The organism is Gorillibacterium timonense (genome assembly GCF_001457415.1).
Lineage (GTDB): Bacteria > Bacillota > Bacilli > Paenibacillales > NBRC-103111 > Gorillibacterium > Gorillibacterium timonense.
On the sequence record NZ_LN881723.1, the window covers coordinates 955,441 to 977,296 of the forward strand.

General features: G+C 55.4%; 21 protein-coding genes. 10 read left to right on the top strand and 11 right to left on the bottom strand.

Annotation, left to right across the window (positions count from 1 at the left end; genetic code table 11):
* The first annotated feature begins 450 nt into the window (after positions 1-450).
* The gene (locus BN2684_RS11895; RefSeq protein WP_058302353.1) at positions 451-2,160 is read left to right on the top strand and encodes a CPBP family intramembrane glutamic endopeptidase; all 1,710 of its coding nucleotides are present in this window, start codon (positions 451-453) and stop codon (positions 2,158-2,160) included.
* On the opposite strand, the gene uvrC is transcribed toward BN2684_RS11895, so the two are convergent.
* The gene (gene uvrC, locus BN2684_RS11900; RefSeq protein WP_082651904.1) at positions 2,045-4,279 is read right to left on the bottom strand and encodes an excinuclease ABC subunit UvrC; all 2,235 of its coding nucleotides are present in this window, start codon (positions 4,277-4,279) and stop codon (positions 2,045-2,047) included. The two genes, BN2684_RS11895 and uvrC, sit on opposite strands and share 116 nt — an antisense overlap.
* A 187-nt stretch (positions 4,280-4,466) precedes the next feature.
* A complete protein-coding gene (gene trxA, locus BN2684_RS11905; RefSeq protein WP_058302354.1) occupies positions 4,467-4,784 on the bottom strand; it encodes a thioredoxin in 318 nt (105 codons plus the stop codon).
* 230 nt (positions 4,785-5,014) lie between these two features.
* On the opposite strand from trxA, the gene BN2684_RS11910 reads away from it, so the two are divergent.
* On the top strand, positions 5,015-5,590 hold the full coding sequence (locus tag BN2684_RS11910) for a hypothetical protein (RefSeq protein WP_058302355.1): 576 nt from the start codon (positions 5,015-5,017) through the stop codon (positions 5,588-5,590).
* A gap of 41 nt (positions 5,591-5,631) precedes the next feature.
* On the opposite strand, the gene BN2684_RS11915 is transcribed toward BN2684_RS11910, so the two are convergent.
* Entirely contained in the window at positions 5,632-6,828 is a 1,197-nt protein-coding gene (locus BN2684_RS11915; protein ID WP_058302356.1) for an MFS transporter, read from the bottom strand.
* 597 nt (positions 6,829-7,425) lie between these two features.
* Here BN2684_RS11915 and BN2684_RS11920 point away from each other — a divergent pair.
* Together BN2684_RS11920 and BN2684_RS11925 are read left to right on the top strand one after the other, a co-directional pair.
* Positions 7,426-8,487: an FIST signal transduction protein gene (locus BN2684_RS11920; protein WP_058302357.1), complete on the top strand. Its 1,062-nt coding sequence runs from the start codon at positions 7,426-7,428 to the stop codon at positions 8,485-8,487.
* On the top strand, positions 8,475-9,470 hold the full coding sequence (locus BN2684_RS11925) for a methyl-accepting chemotaxis protein (protein ID WP_058302358.1): 996 nt from the start codon (positions 8,475-8,477) through the stop codon (positions 9,468-9,470). Before BN2684_RS11920 ends, BN2684_RS11925 begins: the two co-directional genes overlap by 13 nt.
* Before the next feature lie 167 nt (positions 9,471-9,637).
* Here the strand turns inward: BN2684_RS11925 and zapE are convergent, their stop codons facing one another.
* The gene (gene zapE, locus BN2684_RS11930) at positions 9,638-10,606 is read right to left on the bottom strand and encodes an AFG1/ZapE family ATPase (RefSeq protein ID WP_058302359.1); all 969 of its coding nucleotides are present in this window, start codon (positions 10,604-10,606) and stop codon (positions 9,638-9,640) included.
* Between the two features lie 114 nt (positions 10,607-10,720).
* Positions 10,721-12,208, bottom strand: a complete 1,488-nt coding sequence (locus BN2684_RS11935) for a replication initiation and membrane attachment family protein (RefSeq protein WP_058302360.1) — start codon at positions 12,206-12,208, stop codon at positions 10,721-10,723.
* A gap of 236 nt (positions 12,209-12,444) precedes the next feature.
* Here BN2684_RS11935 and hemQ point away from each other — a divergent pair, with 236 nt between their 5' ends.
* Both hemQ and BN2684_RS11945 read left to right on the top strand, forming a co-directional pair.
* Positions 12,445-13,194: a hydrogen peroxide-dependent heme synthase gene (hemQ, locus tag BN2684_RS11940; RefSeq protein ID WP_058302361.1), complete on the top strand. Its 750-nt coding sequence runs from the start codon at positions 12,445-12,447 to the stop codon at positions 13,192-13,194.
* Positions 13,195-13,570: 376 nt separating this feature from the next.
* A complete protein-coding gene (locus BN2684_RS11945; RefSeq protein ID WP_058302362.1) occupies positions 13,571-13,840 on the top strand; it encodes an ACT domain-containing protein in 270 nt (89 codons plus the stop codon).
* Positions 13,841-13,889: 49 nt separating this feature from the next.
* Here BN2684_RS11945 and BN2684_RS11950 read toward each other — a convergent pair whose 3' ends face one another.
* Positions 13,890-14,165: a hypothetical protein gene (locus tag BN2684_RS11950; protein WP_058302363.1), complete on the bottom strand. Its 276-nt coding sequence runs from the start codon at positions 14,163-14,165 to the stop codon at positions 13,890-13,892.
* Between the two features lie 104 nt (positions 14,166-14,269).
* Here BN2684_RS11950 and BN2684_RS11955 point away from each other — a divergent pair, with 104 nt between their 5' ends.
* Positions 14,270-15,628, top strand: coding sequence for a PFL family protein (locus BN2684_RS11955; protein WP_058302364.1), 1,359 nt, complete (start codon positions 14,270-14,272; stop codon positions 15,626-15,628).
* Positions 15,629-15,775: 147 nt separating this feature from the next.
* On the opposite strand, the gene BN2684_RS11960 is transcribed toward BN2684_RS11955, so the two are convergent.
* Positions 15,776-16,039, bottom strand: a complete 264-nt coding sequence (locus BN2684_RS11960) for a hypothetical protein (RefSeq protein ID WP_058302365.1) — start codon at positions 16,037-16,039, stop codon at positions 15,776-15,778.
* A 31-nt stretch (positions 16,040-16,070) separates the two neighbouring features.
* Positions 16,071-17,258, bottom strand: coding sequence for an NAD(P)/FAD-dependent oxidoreductase (locus BN2684_RS11965; protein ID WP_058302366.1), 1,188 nt, complete (start codon positions 17,256-17,258; stop codon positions 16,071-16,073).
* A gap of 309 nt (positions 17,259-17,567) precedes the next feature.
* Here BN2684_RS11965 and BN2684_RS11975 point away from each other — a divergent pair, with 309 nt between their 5' ends.
* From BN2684_RS11975 to BN2684_RS11985, 3 genes are all read left to right on the top strand, one after another.
* Complete coding sequence (locus BN2684_RS11975; RefSeq protein WP_058302368.1) at positions 17,568-18,590, top strand: NAD(P)/FAD-dependent oxidoreductase; 1,023 nt, start codon at positions 17,568-17,570, stop codon at positions 18,588-18,590.
* A gap of 226 nt (positions 18,591-18,816) precedes the next feature.
* Positions 18,817-19,068, top strand: coding sequence for a hypothetical protein (locus BN2684_RS11980; protein WP_058302369.1), 252 nt, complete (start codon positions 18,817-18,819; stop codon positions 19,066-19,068).
* Positions 19,069-19,164: 96 nt separating this feature from the next.
* Positions 19,165-19,614: a YkvA family protein gene (locus BN2684_RS11985; protein ID WP_082651905.1), complete on the top strand. Its 450-nt coding sequence runs from the start codon at positions 19,165-19,167 to the stop codon at positions 19,612-19,614.
* 176 nt (positions 19,615-19,790) lie between these two features.
* Here the strand turns inward: BN2684_RS11985 and BN2684_RS11990 are convergent, their stop codons facing one another.
* The 3 genes from BN2684_RS11990 to BN2684_RS12000 form a co-directional block, all read right to left on the bottom strand.
* Complete coding sequence (locus tag BN2684_RS11990) at positions 19,791-20,615, bottom strand: glycosyltransferase family 8 protein (RefSeq protein ID WP_058302370.1); 825 nt, start codon at positions 20,613-20,615, stop codon at positions 19,791-19,793.
* Positions 20,616-20,754: 139 nt separating this feature from the next.
* Positions 20,755-21,486: a glucosaminidase domain-containing protein gene (locus tag BN2684_RS11995; protein WP_058302371.1), complete on the bottom strand. Its 732-nt coding sequence runs from the start codon at positions 21,484-21,486 to the stop codon at positions 20,755-20,757.
* Positions 21,487-21,587: 101 nt separating this feature from the next.
* On the bottom strand, positions 21,588-21,836 hold the full coding sequence (locus BN2684_RS12000; protein WP_058302372.1) for a hypothetical protein: 249 nt from the start codon (positions 21,834-21,836) through the stop codon (positions 21,588-21,590).
* Positions 21,837-21,856: the final 20 nt, after the last annotated feature.

A 21,856-nucleotide genomic window follows, 5' to 3' on the forward strand; every position in this document is an offset into this window, starting at 1 on the left:
TTCCATATCCGCAAAAAAAAGGCACGGGAGCTCCCAATGCCTGCGGTGCATACCTGATCAATCTATGAACTCGATAGATGAGCTTGAACGATGAAATTCAATCAATGCTTTCGATTATAGCTTCCTCTAAGGCTGCATGACAAAGCTGGATTTCCTCCATTTTCAGGCGATTGATCTTGGTTTAAGGCATTTTGGAATGTCTAGGGAGATCACGCCGATCCTCGGGCGTTATTTTTGACGAAGGCCCTTGTTTTCATCCTTTTTCCCCCAAAAAGGTGTCTTCAAACGGGGTGAAACGCGAAGCCATGCTCCAACTTTGCCTCAACGGTTTGGGAAGACGTCGGCTTCTCGGTTGCTGTCTCTGAAGGGAACATGGACTCCACGGATTACCTGCGGTTATAATAAATGGGAAGGAATTCAGGCTGTACGATGATTGAAGGAGGAACCGTATTGTTCTCAATTCGCTTTAACCGCAATCTCCTGATTATGGCGCTGATCGGCGTCGCCCTTTATTTATCGGTCGTTGCCTGGTACGGAATCCGCGGGGAGACCAACCCCGACACGCTCTCTTCCGTGCCTCCCGTTACCAAGGAAATGGCCGAGAGCACGGCCTTGGACTGGTTCCGGAACGAAACCGGTACTACCGCCGAAATCGAGGGAACCGTCTACATCACGGACAAACAGGTTCAGGGCTATTTGGAAAAAAACGATCTCACCAAAGAGTATGAGAAAACGCTCGAAGCCGTGGTTCCGCTCGATTACTGGCGGGTCGCTTTAAAGGCTGATAATGAAAGCCGGATCTACGTGCGGGTGGGCTTGGACGAAGCCAAGGTGTACGGGTTCCAAACCCCAAAGCCGCGTTCCGACAATGCCGTCTCGATCAAAATTAATGACGCGGACGAAGCGGTCAGCATGTTCGGGTATTCACGCGCTGACTTTGAAATCGGACCCCCGCCCTCGGGTAAAGGGTATTCGATAGACACAGCCCCTATGTTCCGGTTTACCAGCAAGAGCCAGCATATTGGCGAAGCCAAGCTCGTTATCGACATCAGCAGCAATGACAAAGGACTCACGGAAATCCTGCCTTCTCTTGAGCCCCCGGCCGACTTCATCAGCTGGATGAATAAGCAGGATACCGGAGCTGGACTCTACAGTATCCTCTACATAGCAGGCGCTCTCATCTTCGGGATCGTCGGTCTTATTCTCATCATCCTCAAGCGCAAGCAATCCCGGTTCAGCCGCGGCATTCTGTTCAGCCTCGTCTTCTTGTCGGCGATCGGTATTTATACCTATAACAGCCTGCCGGCTCAGTTGGCGAGCGTCGAACCCAGCCAGCTCGGAATCATGAGCAGCTCCAATTTCCTATTCATCACCAGCATGATCATCTATGTCCTGCTGGCGGTATCCTTGTATTTCAATGCTGTCTCCGGAGATGTGCTCTGGCGGGAAAGAGGCTGGAATCCTTGGCCACGCTGGAAGGATGCGAACTTCGGCAACCATGTCTATGCGAGCATGGGTAGAGGTTATCTCCTCTGCATCTTCGTCATGGGCGTCCAACAGGTGCTGTTCCTGTTCGCGTACAATGTCTTTGATACCTTCTCCGTGAACGATCCGTCTCAATCGATGGAGAATCTCTACTGGCCTTGGCTGTTTCCCACCTTGGCCTGGTATGCCGGAATCGGCGAGGAAATCGTGTTCCGCCTCTTCGGCATCTCGCTGTTCCGCAAGATGCTGCCCGAAGGCCGCAGCCGCGTCAGCCAGAACATCATCCGCTTTCTCTCTGTACTGCTTCCCGCTCTGATCTGGGCGGCGGGCCATGCGGCGTACGCGTTCTATCCCAACTATACCCGCCTGTTTGAAGTCGCGGCGCTCGGACTCATCTTCGGCTTCGTGTTCCTGCGCTACGGTCTCTACACCGCGATCTTCACCCATGTCTCGATGGACATCATTCTCATGAGCCTGTCGTACATGGTGGACGAGAAAACGATCGGCGCCACTCTGCTCGGCATCTTCTACATGGCGACTCCATTTCTCGTCGCCGCGATTATTCTGTTCCTTCACCGGACCTTCCGGAAGACTCCAGTTGATCCGCCAGCTCAGCCGCTTCCAAATCCAAATCTATATCCATATCCGAATCCGGGTCCGGTACAGAATCCGTAAGCTCTTGCTCCTGACGGAGCGACCGAAGGATGGTACCCGCCAGCTTGTCACCGATTCCGAGAGGCCGAAAGTCATCGACTGCGGCCTCTCGGATTTTTTTGAGAGAGCCGAAATGCTTAAGCAACTGCTTGCGCCGCTTCTCGCCGATTCCGGGAATGGAATCGAGCTGCGAGGCGACCATCGACTTGCCGCGAATTTCGCGATGGAAGGTGATCGCGAAGCGGTGCACCTCATCTTGAATCCGCTGCAGCAGATAGAACTCCTGGCTGTCGCGCGGCAGGGGCACGACCTGCGGCGGGTCGCCCGCCATCAGCTCAGCCGTCTTGTGCTTCGCGTCCTTCACGAGCCCGCAGACGGGCAGGAACAGCCCGAGCTCATTCTCCAGCACATCCACCGCTGCGGAGATATGCCCGCGGCCACCGTCGATCACGATGAGATCGGGAAATGGCAGCCCCTCCTTCAGCACGCGCTCGTAGCGCCGCCGGACGACCTCCCGCATGGTTTCGTAATCGTCCGGCCCCTGTACGGTCTTGACCTTGTACTTGCGGTATTCCTTCTTATCCGGCTTGCCGTCGGTGAAGACGACCATCGCGGACACCGGGTCGCTGCCCCCAATGTTCGAGTTGTCGAACGCTTCAATGCGGTGGATCGTCCCCGTTCCGAGATACTCGCCAAGGTTCTCCACCGCCTTGACGGTACGGGATTCGTCCCGCTCGATCAGGCGGAACTTCTCGTCGAGTGAAACCCGCGCGTTCTTGACGGCCATGCTGACCATGTTCTTTTTGCGGCCGCGCCGGGGAATGTGGAGCTTCACGCCAAGCCAGGCTTCGAGTGTTTCCTTCAGGTCTCCGGTGCTGCGCACCGCGCCTTCCACATCTTCGCCAGCTTGAGAGGCGTCTTCATCCTCGGACGTCTCGTCGTCATCCTCATCGGCTTCTTCGGAATCGTCGTCGGCATCCAGATCCAGCTCGATACCGTCCCGATCGGAACGATCCGTCCGGCTGGCTACTTCAGACGCATCGGCTTCTGCCGCTGAAGTCTCCCCGCCTTCAACCGCTCCTTCCACGGCAGCTCCGGCATCATGCGTCTCTGCCTCCGCTTTCGTCGCCGTCGTTCCGTCAACGGCCCCATTCGCTGCTGCAGTCTCTGTTTCCTCCTCCGGCATTTGCGAGCCGGGTGCGGCCGGAAGCAGAACCTCGCGCGGAATCGCCGGGTTGCTGCTGTAATACTGGGTGACGAACGACAAGAAATCGTCGTATTCCTCACCGTAGTACGGAAAGACCGAGGCGTGGCGCTCGATCATCTTGCCTTGGCGCATGTACAGCACCTGCACGCACATCCAGCCTTTATCCACGGCGTAGCCGAAGACGTCCCGGTCCACCCGGTCCGATGTCGTGATCTTCTGCTGCTCGATGACGGCATCGATGCTGGCGATCTGATCGCGGAACTCGCGAGCCCGCTCGAACTCCAGATTTTCCGCCGCCTCCAACATTTTCTTCTCGATCTCCTTACGGATCTCTCGATGTCCGCCGCCAAGGAATCGCTGAATATCTGTCAGCATGTCGGTGTACGTGTCGGGAGACACCTCATACTCACAAGGAGCGAGGCATTGCCCGATGTGATAATACAGGCACACCTTCGGCGGCATGGTGCGGCATTTGCGCAGGGGATAGAGCCGATCGAGCAGCTTCTTGGTTTCGTGCGCGGCATAAGCATTGGGATAAGGACCGTAATATTTCGCCTTGTCCTTGGCCACCTTGCGGGTGACCTCGAGGCGGGGGTGCTCTTCACTCGTTATCTTGATATACGGATAGGTTTTGTCATCCTTCAGCAGCACGTTGTAGCGCGGCGAATGCTTCTTGATCAGGTTGCATTCGAGAATGAGCGCCTCCATGTTGCTTGCGGTGACGATATATTCAAAGTCCCGGATTTCACTCACGAGCCGCTGCGTCTTGCCGTCATGGCTCCCGGTAAAATAAGAGCGAACCCGGTTCTTCAGCACCTTGGCCTTGCCCACGTAGATAATCTTGCCATCCTGATTCTTCATCAGGTAGCAGCCGGGCTGGTCCGGCAGCAGGGCGAGCTTGTGGCGAATGTTTTCCGGTACGGATGCGATCATATGTTCACCTCGTTGGGTTAAAAAAGAGCAGGGGAATCGTCCGGCAGCGCCGCCGGTATCCTCCGCCTGCTTTTGTGCGCCTTGCTATGCCGTTCGTCCATCGAACATCGTGACGAGAAAAGTTCCGCTGTTGAAGGCAAGGTTATCCCTTATCTTCAACAGCGGAGCCGTATCTCCTCGCAAGTCCTTATTGATGGCGGGAAACGACGTTTTTCAGCGCGTCTTTGGATTGGAAGCCGACGATCTTGTCGACCGGTTGGCCATCCTTGAACACGATCAAGGTAGGAATGCTCATTACTCCGAAACGGGAAGCGGATTCGGGGTTATCATCCACGTTCACCTTCGCGATTTTGACGCTATCTCCAAACTCTTGGTCCAGCTCTTCAAGGACAGGCGCGATCATTTTGCAAGGGCCGCACCAAGGTGCCCAGAAATCCACCAGTACGGTTCCTTTGCCTTCCACTTCACCGCCGAAGGTTTGGTCCGAGACATTGACGATTGCCATGGTTGATCCTCCTTTTCTTTTGTAAGTGACACTTCTTTTCTATCTTACCCATTTCCGTGCGACAAGTAAAGCAGAGTGAGAACCCGGCTATGCTCGACTTCTCTTTGCCCCCCCCATCGACCTCCCTTTTCGGATGAAACTCATATTCTCGTTGGCTGTCTTTATGATATTATACAAATTAACCCAGATTCCCCCAGTATCCTTGAAGCATTTTACCCACGGAGGATTCCATGAAAAAAAGGTATATTCTCGCCCTTATTCTCGCTGCTCTTGTTCTTTCGGTCTTTCTCTATAAACGGTACTACTCCATTCCGCAGCAGCTTTCCCGCTTGGGCTTCTCAATGACAGATATTCTAGGGGAGGAGCGCCTTCCCCTTGAAATGGAAAGAAAGCCGGATATCCGAATTCTCCTTACGGCAGACGAGCAGCACTTCGGCTTGATCGGGCTTGACGAGCGTGTGTTCAGCATTTGGAAAAGGAGTGATCGAGTCCCGCCTTATATCCAGGCTGATGTAGGTGATGGAAGCTATGCACTCACCTCCACATTTGTGCCATTTATTATGAATGGTTTGCCCTATCATCAGTTTAATCTTTTCTTCGCTATATCTCTGGCGAAGGATTCTCCCCGTCCGCCTCTGAAGGGAACCGACCAATTCGACCTGACGTATGCCTATTACGACTGGAACGAAAAAACGCTGCTCTATGCTCATGCCCTTCACGTCCCCGGCAAGCATTCGAAGGTGCTGAGCAGTTCGGAGGATGTTCTTCGCTCGATCAAAGCCCAGATTGAGGAAGCGGCGCGTTAAGCAGTGAATAGCATTTGGAAGATAGCGCCCTCACCGTGTTGCTATTCACTGGGCTGCTGGGCCTTATGCGGCTCCAGGCGCAGCCAATAGGCGACGGCTGCCGTCACCAGCAGAAGCAGTCCCGTCGCCCAGAACACGCTGTGAATACCTGCCACACCGCTCACCGCGCCACCGACCATAGGCCCCAGCATGCTGCCCGCCTGATTCGCGGTCTGGTTCAAGCCGAAGGCTCGCCCGCGGAAATCTTCAGTCGTCGAATGAACCACGAGTCCGTTCAAGGCGGGGAACACCGCACAGAAGAATATCCCGTAGATAAACCGTATGACGGAGAAGCCCATTATCGTGTTCATGGGAATCTGCGCCAGTGTCCAGAGCCCGCCAAAGAACAACCCGATCAGGAGCACCTTGCGAAAACCGACCCGATCGGCCCACTTGCCCCAGCGCGAGGCAAACAGAATCGCCGCCACCCCGGACAAGGAAAAGACGATGCCCGCCAGAAGAGAAGCATCCTTCACCGAACCGCCAAGCTGGACAATGTACAGCGTCAGCACCGGTTCGATGGTCATGACGGACAGTGAGGTAAGCAGGGTGAGCACGAGGACATTTCGCAGCGGCCGATTAAGCATCGCATCCTTCATGGAAGCTACGATGGAGCTGCGCGTTTTCGCTGGAACGAACTTTTCCTCGTTAACCAGGAACATGACCAGCAGCGTCGCGAAGAAGATCATGACGCCTGCGCTCCCGAAGGCGACCCGGTTGCTCATTACCCGGGCAATAACGCCACCCAACAAAGGGCCCATGATGCTTCCGGTAGCCGTTGACGTCGAAATCATCGACAAGGCGTAGCCGACCTTGTCCTCCGGCGTGTTCGTACCGACCAAGGCGATGGAGCCAGGAATGAATCCGGACAGCAGCCCCTGCAAAATGCGCAGAACAAGGATCTGCCAAGGATGAACCACAAAGGCCATCAGCCCATAGATCACGAATAGCACAAAACCCGCGCGCACGACCATCGGCTTGCGCCCGTATTTATCCGCAACCGAACCCCAGAAGGGAGCCGAAATGGCCCCCGCAAGAAAGGCCGCGCTGTACAAAAGCCCAGACCACATCTCCACATGTTCCGTCTGCCCGATCTGCAGCAGAAACAGCGGTAAGAAGGGAATGACCATGGAAAAGCTTGCAGACGTGATGAAACAGCCGATCCATAGCACCAACAGATTTCGTTTCCAAATTTCCATTTTTTGTTTTCTCTCCTGTCTGACCTCCGTGTATGGAATACCGAGTTTCCGATGAAATCCGTCAGTTGCATTCCAAAACCGTGGGTATTGCTTGCATGATGACCGTTACGTTCCGGGAAGGGCCGATCCGATCGACAATTCGATTCTTGGGATCCAACCGAATTTCCGAATACGAAGAAGCTTCCAATGTCCCGCCGGAGACGAATTGGAAGCTTCTTTAACATCCGTTTAACCGTTCGTTTGGTTTCTGCCGCTCGGGCGAGGTAGTCTCGCAAGCGCAATAGTGACGCTTGTGCTGCTGCTTCATGTGATCCCTTGCTCGTATGGCGGATGTGCTTCATCCATTCTCCAAGACGTTCATCTTTTCATTTTACCACATCGATGCAACCCCCTTTCGCTTATCACAAAGCAAAAAGGATTTTTGCTCATGCGCTGGGTCTGAGAGAGGCAACAGCCCCTTCGCTTCAGAACGGCTTTTCCGACTCGAAATCGGTGAATTTCTTCACAAAATTCGGTATACGAAGTTTGTCGAATTATGGTAATGTATAGCTACTATTATTCAGATGTGAATAAAGGAGATGCGAGAGGAGTTTAAGAATGAAGGCCATCCGATTCAATAACGCCGAAGAGGCGGCGGCGCATGTCACCCATCAGGCGGACCCGGAGACCTCGTATGTGCTATTCGCTTCCGTCCGTCATGTGAAGGAGCTGGCGGAGGCGAAGCTTCCCCGGACCGTTCTCTGTTCGACCGCCGGTGAATATTCGACGCGAGGCTATGAGAATGGCGTCGTGTCCGGTTTTTCCTATCCTACCCGGTTAGCGGAGATCGTGGAGATCGGCATTCCACCCATTCGCAGCTTGGAAGCTCTGGAAAAGGCTTATTCGAAGGTTGAAGCCAACCCGAATGCGTTCATGCTGCTGCTCTGCGATGGGCTAGGCGGAACCGAGGAAAGTGTTCTCAGCACCTTTTTCCCCCTGCATCCCGACTTCAAGATCATCGGCGGAAGCGCCGGAGACAACCTGGAATTTCAAGAAACCTGCATCTACCTAAGCGGAAGACGAGTCAAAAATGTGGCCCTGCTGTTCTCCCCCACCGCTAAGACCCATCTGATCAAGGAAAACATCTACACCCCGACGGGAACGACCCTGCTGGTAACGAAGGCGGATGCGCTGGGACGCCGCGTGTACACCTTCAACAATAAGCCAGCTGCCGCCGAATACGCGCGAGTGCTCGGAGTGGAGGAAGCCCGTTTGGCCGACTCTTTTATCCATCATCCGCTCGGGAAGGAATACCATGACGATATCTTCATCGCATCCCCGATGAAAGTGAATCAAGACCGCTCCATTACCTTCTATTGCGAGCTCATGGCCAACACCTTCGTCCATCTTCTGAAGCCTCTGGATTCCATTGAAACGCTAACCGAAACGCTGACGCAGGCGCCGGCCAAGCCGTCCTTTGTTTTTGCGGTCCATTGCATTCTGCGGAGCCTCAAGTTCCAACAAGAAGGTCTCTGGCCGCTAACGGATTCCAAGCTGCTCGCTTATTGCCCGAATACGACCGGTTTCGTCAGCTACGGAGAGCAATATTACAGACGGCACGCGAATCAGACCATGGTGATGCTGGTGGTGGAAGGAGAGGAAGCGGCATGTTCGGCGTAAAGAACAAGAATTCGGAACAAAACGGAAAGCGGTTCTCGAATCTCTTACCGAGAGAATCGGAGGCTTCGAACACAGCCGAGGGAAGCTCGGCAGCAACGACCAAGCTTCTCTATGCGTTAAGCGAGCAGATTGAATTGGAAACGAGCCGGCTGCTGGACGAAGAAGGGGTCATGACTGGGAGAGTCGACAGCCTTTTGAAGGGCCGAGAGGAAACCGGGCAGCAAATCCATGAGGTTCAAGGCCATCTCGAAATTCTTTCCCAGAGCAGCAACCAGACGACCGCCTACATCAGTCAGGTGATCGACAGCTTTGAAGAAACGACGGTCAAGGCCAGCCAGGCCAAGCGCGAGAACGAAATCATTGCAGCTCAGATCAACGAAGTATCGGGCATGTTTCATGCGTTCATGGACGTGTTTAAAGAATTGGTCGACCATTACCAGCAGATCGACGGATTCGCCTCCATCATCTCGGGGGTTGCCAAACAGACCCAAATGCTTTCCCTGAACGCTTCCATCGAAGCGGCTCGCGCTGGAGAGCATGGCAAGGGCTTCGCCGTCGTCGCCGAGGAAATCAAGAAGCTGGCCGATATGACGAAGCACAACGCAGCAGACATCATCGGCTCGCTTGGCAAGATGACGGGAGCGATCGCGCGACTGGAGCAATCCTCGACCTCCGGACTGACGATGGTGGAAGGAGCGAACCATTTGGTCGGCGGGTCGGCCAAATGGATGGATGCGATCCTCCATTCGCAGAAGGAAGCCAACCTGCTGCTCGGACACGTTCGGGATTCCCAGAACCGAAACCTGGACGAAATCGCCGGCATTCATGCCAAAATGGAGGAATTGACCGTTCGCTCGAATCAGAACAGCGATCAGTTCGAGGTGCTGATGCGGAGTGTTCAGAACAAGGCGGACAGCTACCTGAATCTTCTTCATCATCTGCAGCAGATCCGCGAGCTGCGCGATCAGGGAGAACAAGCGTAACGGAACCGATTCTTGGTTATGATGCAACCAAACAAAGCTTCCTCAGCCGGGTATTGTCCGGATTTGAGGAAGCTTTGTTATGACTCCTAGTGAAAATCCGTGCTTAACTCTTGCGAGGAGCAGCTTCGGATACTACCTTCTACGATGAGCCTCTTTTATTCATCTCTTCATTCCTGCGAACGCGCAATGCCGCGCTTGTTGCTGCCGCTTAAGGTGACCACCTGTACGAAAGGACGGATGCGCTCCATCAATCTCCGTCCGCGCGATTCGTCCTCTCCGTCGCGGTTCGTAAAGCTGAAGTGGCGCTCCAGCGTGTCCAGGTCGTGGTTGGAGGTGAAGAAGGTCGGCTTGCGATTCATCCGGTAATTGAGGATGGAGCCAAGCACATGGTCGCGCAACCACGGGTTGAGGTTCTCCGCACCGATGTCGTCGAAGACGAGCAGATCCGTCTCCTTCAGCAGATCGATGGTCTCCTTCAGCTTCTGCGGCTCCTCGAACATCGATTTCAAGTCCTCGGCAAAATCGGGCATGTACACGATTACCCCATCCAGCTCCGACTTGGCAAGCTCGTAGAGCAGGTAGCACATGAGGAAGGTTTTGCCGACGCCGTGATCGCCCTCCAGATAGAGGCCGAACGGCTGAAGCCCCTTCTCTTTCGTCCGCTGCACATATTCGATGACCTGAACGGCATCCGCCGCCCGTGCGGGATCGATTTTGAGAATCTCCGAATGGGAGTAGCCTTCATTCAAGGCCCGGTCATCCACGTAAAAGCTGCGGATGCGGCGCCGGATCGCATTCTGCGCCTCAAAAGCCTTGAATCGCTTGCACGGGGTGCGCTGATCGTAGATTTTCGCTTCCCCCCCATCGCGCTCGGCTACGAGTGTCGTGTAGTGACCCTGCAGATCATTGGGGCAGTTAGCGAGTCCCGGACAAGCCGTCGTGCAGGTCTTGTATTCCTTCAGGAACTGATATACCGCATTGAGATGCGGCTTCAGGTCTTCATCCGTGACAAACGGAAACCGCGAGCGCCACTTGATCAGAAGCGGATCGGCTAAGAGCTCTCTGCTCTTCTCCTCCGCCATCCGACGGTATTCCGGCTTGATCATGCCCTTCAGCGCTTGCGACAACGATTCCATGAGCGATTCCTCCTTTCTTTGCCCGCTTGAGGGCTTGATTATCCCCGCTTATCTCTATCCGCACTCTGCGGAGTCCGTTCCATTTGTGCATTCACCCCCGCCGGCAGCTCCGGTTTACGGATTGCCGTCCAGCTTCTCCGCCCATTTCACCATCTCGGCGAATTCCTCGGGAGACAGCTTGGTGGCGGGGTTGGAGCCTTTTACCGTCGGCAGAGCAGGCTTCTGCTTCCCTCTTCCGCGCCCGCCCGTCTGGCGGCCTCCTGCGCTCCCGCCCGGCTTGCTGTTTCCGGCCTCCGTGCGCTCCTTCAGCTTCGCCCGATCCCGGGTGTATTCCACGGCTTGCTCATAGGTGAGCACCTGCTTGCCCAGCATATCGGACGCCACCGCTTCAATCGACGACTTCGCCCAGGAGCGGCGACTGACATGGACATAATGGATCAGTACATTGATGACTTCCTCCGGCAGCTTGTAGTTCAGGTCGATCTTCTCGAACACGTCGAGTACGCCATCCGGAACGCTCCCCTGCGAGAAGAAGCGCTTCAGCACCTTCGTATACGGATCGTTGCGCATGATCATGTTGTACTGGTGCTGGTCGCACTGCCCTTGGAAGATCGCCGGAACCTCCAGGTAGAACGCCATCTCTACCACTTTCTCTTCTGCGCTCTCTTCCTCGGAGGGCCTGAGCGGAACAACCTTGTTCAGATTGCGCTCCAGGTCCTCCTCGCGCTTTTTGCCTTGGCGGAAATAAAGATTCGCTTTATATTGCAGGACATCCCGCCGAAGCGACCCGTCCTCGTCGAATACCGAATCCTCGTCCAGGAGCCGGCATGTCTCTTGAAGCGTAAGATCGTATTTCTTGGCGATCATATTGATCTCGACCAGTTGATCCTGGCGGTATTTGAGCGCTTCAACGAATTCGCGATTGCGCGATTCGCGGGGGAAGCGCTGAATGATATCGGTGTATGCGAAGCCTTTGGAGACGACATCGAGCTTGATCTTCGAATCCCGGGTCGTGGCCGCCTCGGCAAAGCCCTGCTCGAGCTCGTAATCGAATACCTGAGTATTCAGGCGGAACAGCTCGTAGAAGGGGACCGACAGGTTTTCCCCGTTTGCGTCCGTAAAGCCCTCGGGTTCGCTCGCCACCAGCTCGTCCTTCAGGAAGAGAAGCGTGTATTTGCCCACCTTGTCGCGGAGCAGGTACGTCAGATGCTGATTGCGGAAAAATTCAGCGGGAGACAACGGTTCATAGAGCTGATACTCGAACACGTAATCGTCACTCTCCGGCAGAAAACGGCGAACGGTCTGCAGGAGGCCGACTGCCTCCAGCTTGGAGGTCTGCTCGATGAAGATTTTGCGGCCGCGTTCACCCGGCTCCAGGTCGAGCGACAGGAACAAGGTCCGCTGCTGCTCCAGAGAGGAGAAGCCGACGCGGTCGCCCTCCAGTTGCTGATACAACGTCGAATAAACCCCAATCGCGAACGCCCCGACCATCGGCTGATACATTTTGGTCAACATTTTATAATCCAGGCTGCTCAGGGAAAAATCCCGAAACACGCAGAACCGGTGATTCTCGGTAAAATGCAGCATATTGGTCATGCGCATAACAGCAAAACCCCATCCTTCCCGAATATCGTATCTCTCATTCTACCACACAAATCGACAAGCTTGGGTCACCTGCTGACAAAAAAAGATTTCCTATTATCCTCGTACATGCAGCAGGAATTGGGGTGAGGAGTGATAATGCGGGTATACAGCCTCCCCCCGGTTTGCCCTCCTTCCTGCAAGTGCGCTACAATCGAGGGAGTACGTTATCCGTTACTGGTTAGGAGTGTTATCCGCTGAATGAAGCCGTTCAAACGCTAGAGGGCTGGTACGCCCTTCATGATTTCCGCCGCATCGACTGGTCGGCCTTCAAAGCGGCTCCCGCCGATAAACGAAAGCAAGCGCTCACCGAATGGAAAAACCTGCTCGACGAATGGGCGCTCACGGAATCGTCGCGTCGCGGCAGCACCGTTCTCTACAGCATCGTCGGCCAGAAGGCCGATTTTGTCATCATGCATCTGCGCGAGACTCTGCAGGATCTGGAAAAGGTGGAGCTTGCCTTCAACCGCTCGTTGATAGCGGAGTTTACAATTCCAACCTACTCGTACGTATCCATCGTCGAGTTGTCCAGCTATATGGCGAAGCCCGGCGTCGATCCGCTGGAAGATCCGGAGATTCAGGCGCGGCTCAAGCCGGTTCTACCGAAGGCCGAGCACATCTGCTTCTATCCGATGAACAAGCGGCGGCAAGGCGCAGACAACTGGTACATGCTCAGCATGGAGGAACGCCGCACGATGATGCGCAGCCACGGCATGATCGGCCGGAATTACGCAGGCAAGGTGAAGCAGATCATCACCGGCTCCGTCGGTCTGGACGATTGGGAATGGGGCGTCACGCTATTTTCGGAAGATCCGCTCCAGTTCAAGAAGCTGATCTATGAGATGCGCTTCGACGAAGTGAGCGCCCGCTACGGCGATTTCGGCGGCTTCTATGTCGGCAACAAGCTGACTGCCGCGCGCCTTGGCGACTGGCTAGGGGTTAAATAGGAAGCAAAGCGTGTTCAGGCTACTGTGACACGTCAGCATCGCACACACCGATAACAAGATTAGGCAGGATGCGCATCATGATGCGATTAGCGCCACCAAGATGCGTTGGAAGAAGCCCAAGCTTTCCTGAGTTGGATAAGGTCCTGTCCACACCGGACAGTCATCACGGACGCAGACGGTTCTCTCTTGCGAGGGGGCTGCCTGCGTCTTTTTTGCAGAATTTCCGCTGTTTGACTGGATTTCCGGATCGCCCATCAAGGTGACAAAAAAACATTGGTTGAAGCTTTTCTCCGGTTTTGCCATAATGGTTGAAATATGGATGCCCGCGCCTCGGTGGACAAGTGCGACCGCATTCGACAAGGGAGGCTGTTCTCGGTTGAAAGGGATCATAACGGTACTCGGAAAAGATAAAGTGGGCATCATTGCCAAGGTGTGTACGTATCTGGCAGCGGAGCAGGTGAACATTCTCGATATCTCGCAGACGATCGTCCAGGATTATTTCAATATGATGATGATCGTCGACATCTCGAAGGCACCGAAAAGCTTGGAAACGCTTGTCGAGGAGCTGCAGGAAGTGGGTCAAGGAATCGGCGTGGAGATCAAGCTGCAGCATGAAGACATCTTCAACATCATGCATCGCATCTAATTGTGGAATCTGGCTCGTAGACCACGGAATCCGGATCAGCCGCCATGCATTAGCGATCGGAATCCCGCTCGCAGACCGCGGAATCCGGATCAGCCGCCGTGCGATGGTGCAGATTCTGCTGGGCGGCTAAGGATGGAGCGGTCGGAGCGGGGTGGAGAAGCGTCAGCGTTCGCCTTTGTTTTCCGGAACCCACATTGACAGGTTCTCTCTCATCCGGTTCCGGAAAACAACAGCGATCGGAATTCCGCTCGCAGACCGCGGAATCCGGCTCTGCCGCCGTGCAATCTTTCGGCTTCTGCCGGGCGGAATCCGGATCAGGCGCCATGCGATCTCTCGGCTTCTGCCGGGCAGAACTCGGCGCCTGCCGCCGTGCGAATACTGCCAGTCACCGCATCGATACTATTTTGCCAAGAAGGGGGCTTGTCCGCATTGATTTCATTAGTGGAAGTGCAGGAAACAAATAAAATGATCCGCGAGATGAACCTGGACGTCCGCACCATCACCATGGGCATCAGCCTGATGGACTGCGCACATTCGGACCTCAAGGTGTTCTGTACCAACATCTACGACAAAATCACCCGTTCCGCCGAGCATCTCGTCAAGACGGGCGAAGATCTGGAGAAGCAATTCGGCGTCCCGATCGTCAACAAGCGCATCTCAGTCACTCCGATCTCCATCGCCGCCGGCAGCCTGAACACGGACAGCTATGTCCCCGTCGCGGAAGCGCTGGACCGCGCGGCCAAGCAGGTCGGCGTCAACTTTATTGGCGGCTTCTCCGCGCTCGTACAGAAGGGCTGCACGAAGGGCGACCGCATTCTCATCGACAGCATCCCGGAAGCGCTCCGCGTGACGGACCGGGTATGCGCCTCCGTCAACGTCGGCTCCTCGCGCAGCGGCATCAACATGGATGCCGTCAAGCTGATGGGCGACATCATCAAGCAGACGGCTGAGCTCACCGCCGATCGGGATTCCATCGGCTGCGCCAAGCTGGTCGTCTTCTGCAACGCCGTGGAGGACAACCCCTTCATGGCCGGAGCCTTCCACGGCGTCGGCGAACGCGAATGCGTCATCAATGTCGGCGTCAGCGGCCCCGGCGTCGTGAAGCGGGCGCTCGAAGAAGCGAAGGGCCAAGACTTCGAGACCCTCTGCGAGACGATCAAGCGCACCGCCTTCAAGATTACCCGCGTCGGCCAATTGGTCGCGCAGGAAGCCTCGAAGCGGCTCGGCGTGCCCTTCGGCATCATCGATTTGTCCCTCGCCCCCACGCCGGAGATCGGCGATTCCATCGCCGAAATCTTCCAGGTGATGGGGCTGGAGCAGGCCGGCGCTCCGGGCACGACAGCGGCGCTCGCCATTCTGAACGACAACGTGAAGAAGGGCGGCGTCATGGCGTCCTCCTACGTCGGCGGCTTGAGCGGCGCCTTCATCCCAGTCAGCGAAGACCACGGGATGATCGAAGCGGTGCAAAAGGGCGCGCTCACGCTGGAGAAGCTGGAGGCCATGACCTGCGTCTGTTCCGTCGGCCTCGACATGATCGCCATACCCGGCAGCACGTCGAAGGAAACGATCTCCGGTATCATTGCGGACGAAGCGGCGATCGGCATGATCAACCAGAAGACAACGGCGGTCCGCATCATTCCGGTGATCGGCAAGGAAGTCGGCGAGATGGTCGAATTCGGCGGGCTGCTCGGCTACGCGCCGGTGATGAGCGTCAATTCCTTCGGCTGCGAGAGCTTCATCAACCGCGGCGGACGCATTCCCGCCCCGATTCACAGCTTTAAGAACTGAGCCGAGCTCAACGGGGAAGCACCGTACTGACTCGCCCCTAAGCGGAGCATAAATTAAACCACGAATTAAATAAGACGCGCCGACTTTAGGCTTTCCCACCATGGGAATTAGCCTAAAGTCGGCGCGTCTTTCGTTCATCTATTCGAGCTATTCAAGATCATCGTCCGGCAGAGCGGTGTTCGCTTTCAAGCTGGCCAAGTACTCCTCGTCAGCCCGGTCGCGCTGGCGACCCTTCTCCTTCAGCCGCTCAATGGCTGGCTGGATCAGGAGATCGACTTCCTTTTGCAAGATGTAGGACAGGTCATACCGGCTTTGGGCTTCCAAATAGGCTCCCACCTCAAGCAAGGCGTTATACCGATCCAATTCGTCCCGGGTCAGCAGCCCCCGGACTTGAACGCTGCAGTGTCGCATACGGTCCTCCCTACTCCGTCGTCGAATCTCGCTAGAGGCCTTTGCGGATGACGAGCGGGATGCCCCCGATGATGTAGAGGTATCTCACATCGATGGCCTTTTTCATCATCGCCGCTTTATAGCCCTTGATCTTATGGGTTCCGACGATTCCGACCGCATCGCCCTTGCCGAGCGAAGCAACCGTCCCGCGGTTGTGGAAAGAGAACTCCTTCAGCGAGGAATTGCGAATGGTGGCAATCAGGTTATGGGCGCAAACCTCCGCTTGCTGGATCGAGATCTGAGCGGTCGGAGGATAAGGCTTGCCCTGCTCGTTCAAGACGATCGAACAATCGCCGAGCACATACACATGATCGTATTCCTTCGTCCGCAGATACGAATCGACGACCGCACGTCCGCGCATGGTCTCAAATCCGGCATCCTCGAGCAGCCGGTTACCGCGTACCCCGCCCGTCCAAACGACGGTTCCCGCCTTGATGATTTCTCCGTTCGCCAGAATGACGCCGTCCTCGGTACATTCCTTGATGGCGGTAGCGAGGCGGAACACAACGCCCTTCGCCTTCAATGCCGTCGTCGCATAGTCGACGAGCTCCTGGTCGAAGCCAGGCAGAGCACTCGGCGCCGCTTCCACATTGATGATCTGCACAAGCGCTGGATCGACGTCGAATTCACGGCACAGCTTCGGCAGACGGTCAGCAAGCTCGCCGAGGAACTCAATGCCGGTAAAACCCGCGCCTCCGACGACGAAGGTCAAATAATCTTTGCGCTGCGGCTCCTGCTTGAACTTCGCGAATTGAAATTCGATATGCTCTCGGATGTAGCGGACACTGTTCAAGCTGCGAATGCTGAGGGCGTGCTCCTTAAGCCCGGGAATTCCGAACGTCTCCGGCTCGCCGCCGAGGGCGATGACCAGGTAATCGTAAGACAGCGTGCTGTCTTCCAGAATGACTTTCTTGTCCTGCGGACGGATCTGAGCCACGGTAGATTTTACGAAATCGATCTTGAATTCGTCAATGAGCTTGGAAATGTCAATGCGGGCGTTCTCCGGTTTGTCCGTACCGGCCGCCGGCATATGAAGGTGAGTGGTAATGTAATGATATTCGTGCTTGTTAACAAGAGTCACATCGGCTTCGTTATAGTTCAGATGCTTCTGAAGCCGAATGGCGGTAACCACACCTCCGTATCCGGCTCCGAGAATCACAATGCGGGGTATACGGCTCATCTCTCCTAATCCTTTCCGTCACATGTTATAAGAATGCTTCTCTCTTTATAAGACACTGGCCTTGTGGTTGCTCGACTCCATCTGAGATTCTATCGGCCTGTGCTGCGTTCCCCTTTTCAATCCTAAAAATGATATCCCTTTGAGGGCAAAATAGCAAGACTTTTCCCCACTCCATCATACCCTGATTGTCTACCCCAACGCAAACCTCCATCCGACTCTTTCTAGGCGATCTGTGAGGAATTTTACACCCTTCTCTTCGGTTTGATTTCTTTTCCCGTCGAGGATTGGATATAATGGATTCGAGTTCCCATGCTATGTCTTCTGGAGGTGTCTGAAGAAGTGACTACGCAAGAAGAAATCGTTGATATTGCCGTCATCGGCGGAGGCCCCATCGGCATGTTTGCCGCCTTCTATGCCGGAATGCGCCAAGCCTCGGTCAAGCTGATCGAAAGCATGCCTCAGCTCGGCGGTCAGCTGGCTGCGCTCTATCCGGAAAAATACATCTACGACGTCGCCGGCTATCCGAAGGTCCGCGGACAAGAGCTGGTCGACAACTTGCACGAGCAGATGAACCATTTCCCGGTGGACGTCCGTCTGGAGGAAAAGGTGCTGCTGGTTGAAAAGATCGAGGAGCGCCTCTTTGAAATCACGACAGATAAGACGGTGCATCGAGCCAAAGCCGTTATCGTGACCGCTGGAATCGGCGCGTTTGAACCGCGAAAGCTGGAGCTTGCCGGAGCGGATCGCTTCGAGAAGAAGAATCTGCACTACTTCGTCAAAGACCTCGCCTCTTTCGCAGGCCGAAAAGTGCTTATCAGCGGGGGCGGCGATTCGGCCGTCGACTGGGCGCTCATGCTCGAGCCCATTGCTGAGCAGGTCACGCTCATTCACCGCCGCGATAAATTCCGCGCCCATGAACACAGCGTGGATAACCTGATGAAATCCAAGGTGAACGTCGTGACCCCAACCGAAATCACCGAGCTTGGCGGCAGCGAGTTCATCGAAACCGTAACCTTGAAGCATATCAAAACCGGCGAGGAGACCGTCCTGCCTGTTGATGACGTGATCGTCAATTTCGGGTTTGTGTCGGCGCTCGGTCCCATCTCCGAATGGGGATTCCAAATCGAAGACCACTGCGTCGTGGTGGATTCGCGCATGGAAACGAACATTCCCGGTATTTTCTCGGCGGGAGACATCACGACGTATCCCGGCAAGCTGAAGCTGATTGCCGTCGGATTCGGCGAAGCCCCGACGGCCGTCAACAACGCCAAGGTATACATCGACCCGAACGCCAAGCTGTCTCCCGGACACAGCAGCAACTTGAAGCTCTAAAGGCTCAGATGGCTGCATCGGTCCGCTCATCCAAGCCGGAAGCCAGCGGCAGGCTATATCATAAATCGAAACGGAAGCAGGCTTCCATTTCCCTTGCCCCTCCTCCCTTGCCATCCAACCCGGCAGCGGCGGCAGGGGTTTTCTTTTATCCAAAAAGGGAGGAAGCCGAAAAAAATGGGTACAATTTAGGTAGAGGACATCGCCTGAAAAAGAGGGAGGTTGTCGCATGCATCGCATCTGTCCGGTCTGCAACGGCCTGAGCAAGCTGTCAGCCCGTTGTCCCGTCTGCGGTCTCGCCGCGGAGGATCATGGGCGCTATAACGATCTGATCGGGCCCTATTCTCCTTATCGGCCCATCGACGAGTTGTCCGCTTCGAACGGATTGCCCGATCTGGCCTTGCACGCCTGTGCTCATACCGCTTTTTGCCGAAACTGTGCCCATGCTTTTCCCGTATATATACAAGAGGAAGCCCATTGAAAGGCAAGGGCCTGTTGGTTCCGATCCCCGCCTCGGCGGGATAATCGGAAGCCCCCTCTTGAGCAGGTAAATCTTAACCCGTGAGGAGTGAGTGAGATGGTGCAGAAGAAGAACGGTCGATTCTGGTTCTCCCGGGATAAGCAGGAGGCGGAACAGGCCGAAGAAACCGCAAGCCAAGACGTGCAGCTTATCCGCCAGGATGGGCAGAGCGACGAGGAGTATGTCCGGGATCATTTCTGGAGCAAGCTGAAGACGCATGCGGCGAAGCTTCCCTTTTTGCAGGAGGCGCTTGCTCTGTATTACTGCGCCATCGATCCGAAGACGCCAACTTGGGCTAAGGCAGTCGCTTTCAGCGGACTGGCGTATTTCATCCTCCCGATCGACGCCATTCCTGACATCTTCATCGTCGCGGGCTGGACAGATGATGCCGCCATTCTCGCCGGAGCCATCAAGACGTTGTCCACGAAGGTAAAAGACGAACATCGTGACAAAGCCAAGGCTTGGATCACGGGGCGCAAGCTCGTGAGCGGACGGACCGTCCGGTAAGGCCATTATTGACCATACCTCTTCCATAGAAGAAGGCTGCCTCCAAAGGTCTTGGACCTTCGCGGCAGCCTTATTTGTCTCGCCTTTCCCCATCCAACAGAGCTGATGAGCCAAGTGAGGGCTTTTCCATCCATACAGACCTTGCGTGAGAACCCCTCAAGAGAGAGGGAGTCCGATTACCTCATCAAGCTGGGAAACGCGAGCTTCTCGTAATGCTTGTACAGGGAGTGGAAGCTGCCGGAATAATGCTTGTTCCACGGCTTACGCTTGCCGCAGAAATGGATGATCGAGGTATTGCGCACGACATAATCCATGTCCACCTTGCCTCCGCTCGCCAGCTTGTAGTAGCGGTAAAACCGCGCGTCGTAATTGTAGCGCAATTCCTCGATATTCTTGATCGAAGTGGAATAGAGAGCGTTGAGCACATCCTGATCGGGCAGGATCAGCCATTTTTTGTTATCCTGCACATAGTCGAAGATATCCTTCTCCCGCACCGTCTCCCGCTGCAGCCGCAGATTCATCAAGAGCACGCCGGAATTGTAGTAGGCGGGCAGCTCCTGGGTTTTCAGGCGAAGCCGGTTGATCTCCGTGAGGGGAATCCGGTCATGGAAGGCGGCGGCAAACAGAAAGTCCTCCAGATCTGTCTCATATAGCGGAAGAATATCGTTGATGATCATGAGATCGGGATCGAGATAGAGGATTTTGTCCAGCTCGGGCGGCAGAAACCGGAAGGCGAGAATCCGGTAATACATTTCTTTGGAATAATGCTTCACCACGGGGGCGTCGGAAAAATAAGTCTCGTCGACGGTCACGGCAATGAGCCTGTGCCCCTCCATCGAGGTGTATTGCTCCAGGTCAGCTATCTCCTCAGGCAGAATGCTCGAATGCAGCAGGTAAATGTCAAAGGTGGCGGCCGGATGTTGGACAAAAAGCGATTTGAGCATCACCTTTAAAGGACGGATATAGTTCGAATTGAGGGTAACCAGAATGGATACGGACATAGGCGGTTCACGGCACTCCTTCTGCGTCGAAGTCGGCTTTTCTTCTATCATAGCGAACGGACGACAGCATGAACAGAGCGTTTCCACCGAACGGGCCGGAGAAACTCTCTTTTCTGCAGATGGCGAATGCCGCCCTCTCCTACCCTGCGCTCTTGCCCGAACCGAACAACTTGAGCCGATGCAGCACGGTGAGCACGCGGTAGAAATCGACACTTCCCTTCGGGGTATCGATCAACCGGGCGGCGACCGCCGCATCCATGGCTTCTTTCGCCCACACGGGAGGGGCCAGCTGCTCCAGGTTTTGCAGAGCCTGAAGCTGGGCTCGAACGGTAGCAAGCTCCGTACGGGTCGCTTTCAGCTCCTCCTGCAGCCCGGCAATTTGAGCGGTTAAGCTCTCCAGCATCTCCTCCACCTCCTTATCGAAGCGCTTCAGGTTGTAGCTCGCGATCAATTGAATCAGCTTCTTCGCGTAATCGGGATCGGTGGCATAGCCACCGAGCAGAAGCGCGCCCGCTTGCTCCTCGGGGGTGTGCGCCTGGCGGACACGCTCGTAGCGGCTTAAGCGGAACAGCAGATCCTGGTCCCGGAAGCAAGCCTCGACCGAATCGTACGCGCGCCAATTGGCCGTGACGTTATACCGGGTTCCATTCACGACCTCCCAGGTACGGGTGTTGACCGAACGGCCCTTCCAGTAGGCAGTCGGCTGCCCGCTCCCAACCTTGAAGCCGACGACGTTATTCCAGGAGGGTATGCCCCCCCCGGTTTCGATAAGCGATTGGGCGACGCGCAGAGACGCAAAGACCGGCGACCCTTCCAGCCTGAGCCGGACCGCAATCGGCCCGATCGTCGCGATGAACTCCTGACGGGTCATGACGCCACCTCCCTTTTCTCATACCCGCTACTACGGTTTATTCCGCAAACCGCAGGCTGGCAAGGGACAACGCTCCCGGGATAAAGGCCAAAATCGCGCAGCTACAAATAGCTGATGACAACAGAGATCAGGATGCCGGCAAGCGAAACCCACATCAGTTTGGATTTCCATATGGAAGCAAGCCGCTTGTCCTGCTTTTCGATCTTTTTCTGAAGGCGGGTTTTCGGTTCTTCGTCCTCGTCTTCGGAATCCCCCTTGATCGCTTGAGTGGGTCCAAATCCGGCGATGAGAAAAGACAGGATCAGAAGAAACAAGGAGATCAGGAATAGCTTGTCGGACAACTCACGCACAGGTAACTCTCCTTTACACA

Excerpts from the sequence above, each read along its gene's own strand:
- uvrC (WP_082651904.1), bottom strand. The coding sequence starts at position 4,279 with ATGATCGCATCCGTACCGGAAAACATTCGCCACAAGCTCGCCCTGCTG.
- trxA (WP_058302354.1), bottom strand. The coding sequence starts at position 4,784 with ATGGCAATCGTCAATGTCTCGGACCAAACCTTCGGCGGTGAAGTGGAA.
- BN2684_RS11910 (WP_058302355.1), top strand. The coding sequence starts at position 5,015 with ATGAAAAAAAGGTATATTCTCGCCCTTATTCTCGCTGCTCTTGTTCTT.
- BN2684_RS11915 (WP_058302356.1), bottom strand. The coding sequence starts at position 6,828 with ATGGAAATTTGGAAACGAAATCTGTTGGTGCTATGGATCGGCTGTTTC.
- BN2684_RS11920 (WP_058302357.1), top strand. The coding sequence starts at position 7,426 with ATGAAGGCCATCCGATTCAATAACGCCGAAGAGGCGGCGGCGCATGTC.
- BN2684_RS11925 (WP_058302358.1), top strand. The coding sequence starts at position 8,475 with ATGTTCGGCGTAAAGAACAAGAATTCGGAACAAAACGGAAAGCGGTTC.
- zapE (WP_058302359.1), bottom strand. The coding sequence starts at position 10,606 with ATGGAATCGTTGTCGCAAGCGCTGAAGGGCATGATCAAGCCGGAATAC.
- BN2684_RS11935 (WP_058302360.1), bottom strand. The coding sequence starts at position 12,208 with ATGCGCATGACCAATATGCTGCATTTTACCGAGAATCACCGGTTCTGC.
- BN2684_RS11950 (WP_058302363.1), bottom strand. The coding sequence starts at position 14,165 with ATGGCGCCTGATCCGGATTCCGCCCGGCAGAAGCCGAAAGATTGCACG.
- BN2684_RS11960 (WP_058302365.1), bottom strand. The coding sequence starts at position 16,039 with ATGCGACACTGCAGCGTTCAAGTCCGGGGGCTGCTGACCCGGGACGAA.
- BN2684_RS11965 (WP_058302366.1), bottom strand. The coding sequence starts at position 17,258 with ATGAGCCGTATACCCCGCATTGTGATTCTCGGAGCCGGATACGGAGGT.
- BN2684_RS11975 (WP_058302368.1), top strand. The coding sequence starts at position 17,568 with ATGCTATGTCTTCTGGAGGTGTCTGAAGAAGTGACTACGCAAGAAGAA.
- BN2684_RS11980 (WP_058302369.1), top strand. The coding sequence starts at position 18,817 with ATGCATCGCATCTGTCCGGTCTGCAACGGCCTGAGCAAGCTGTCAGCC.
- BN2684_RS11985 (WP_082651905.1), top strand. The coding sequence starts at position 19,165 with ATGGTGCAGAAGAAGAACGGTCGATTCTGGTTCTCCCGGGATAAGCAG.
- BN2684_RS11990 (WP_058302370.1), bottom strand. The coding sequence starts at position 20,615 with ATGTCCGTATCCATTCTGGTTACCCTCAATTCGAACTATATCCGTCCT.
- BN2684_RS11995 (WP_058302371.1), bottom strand. The coding sequence starts at position 21,486 with ATGACCCGTCAGGAGTTCATCGCGACGATCGGGCCGATTGCGGTCCGG.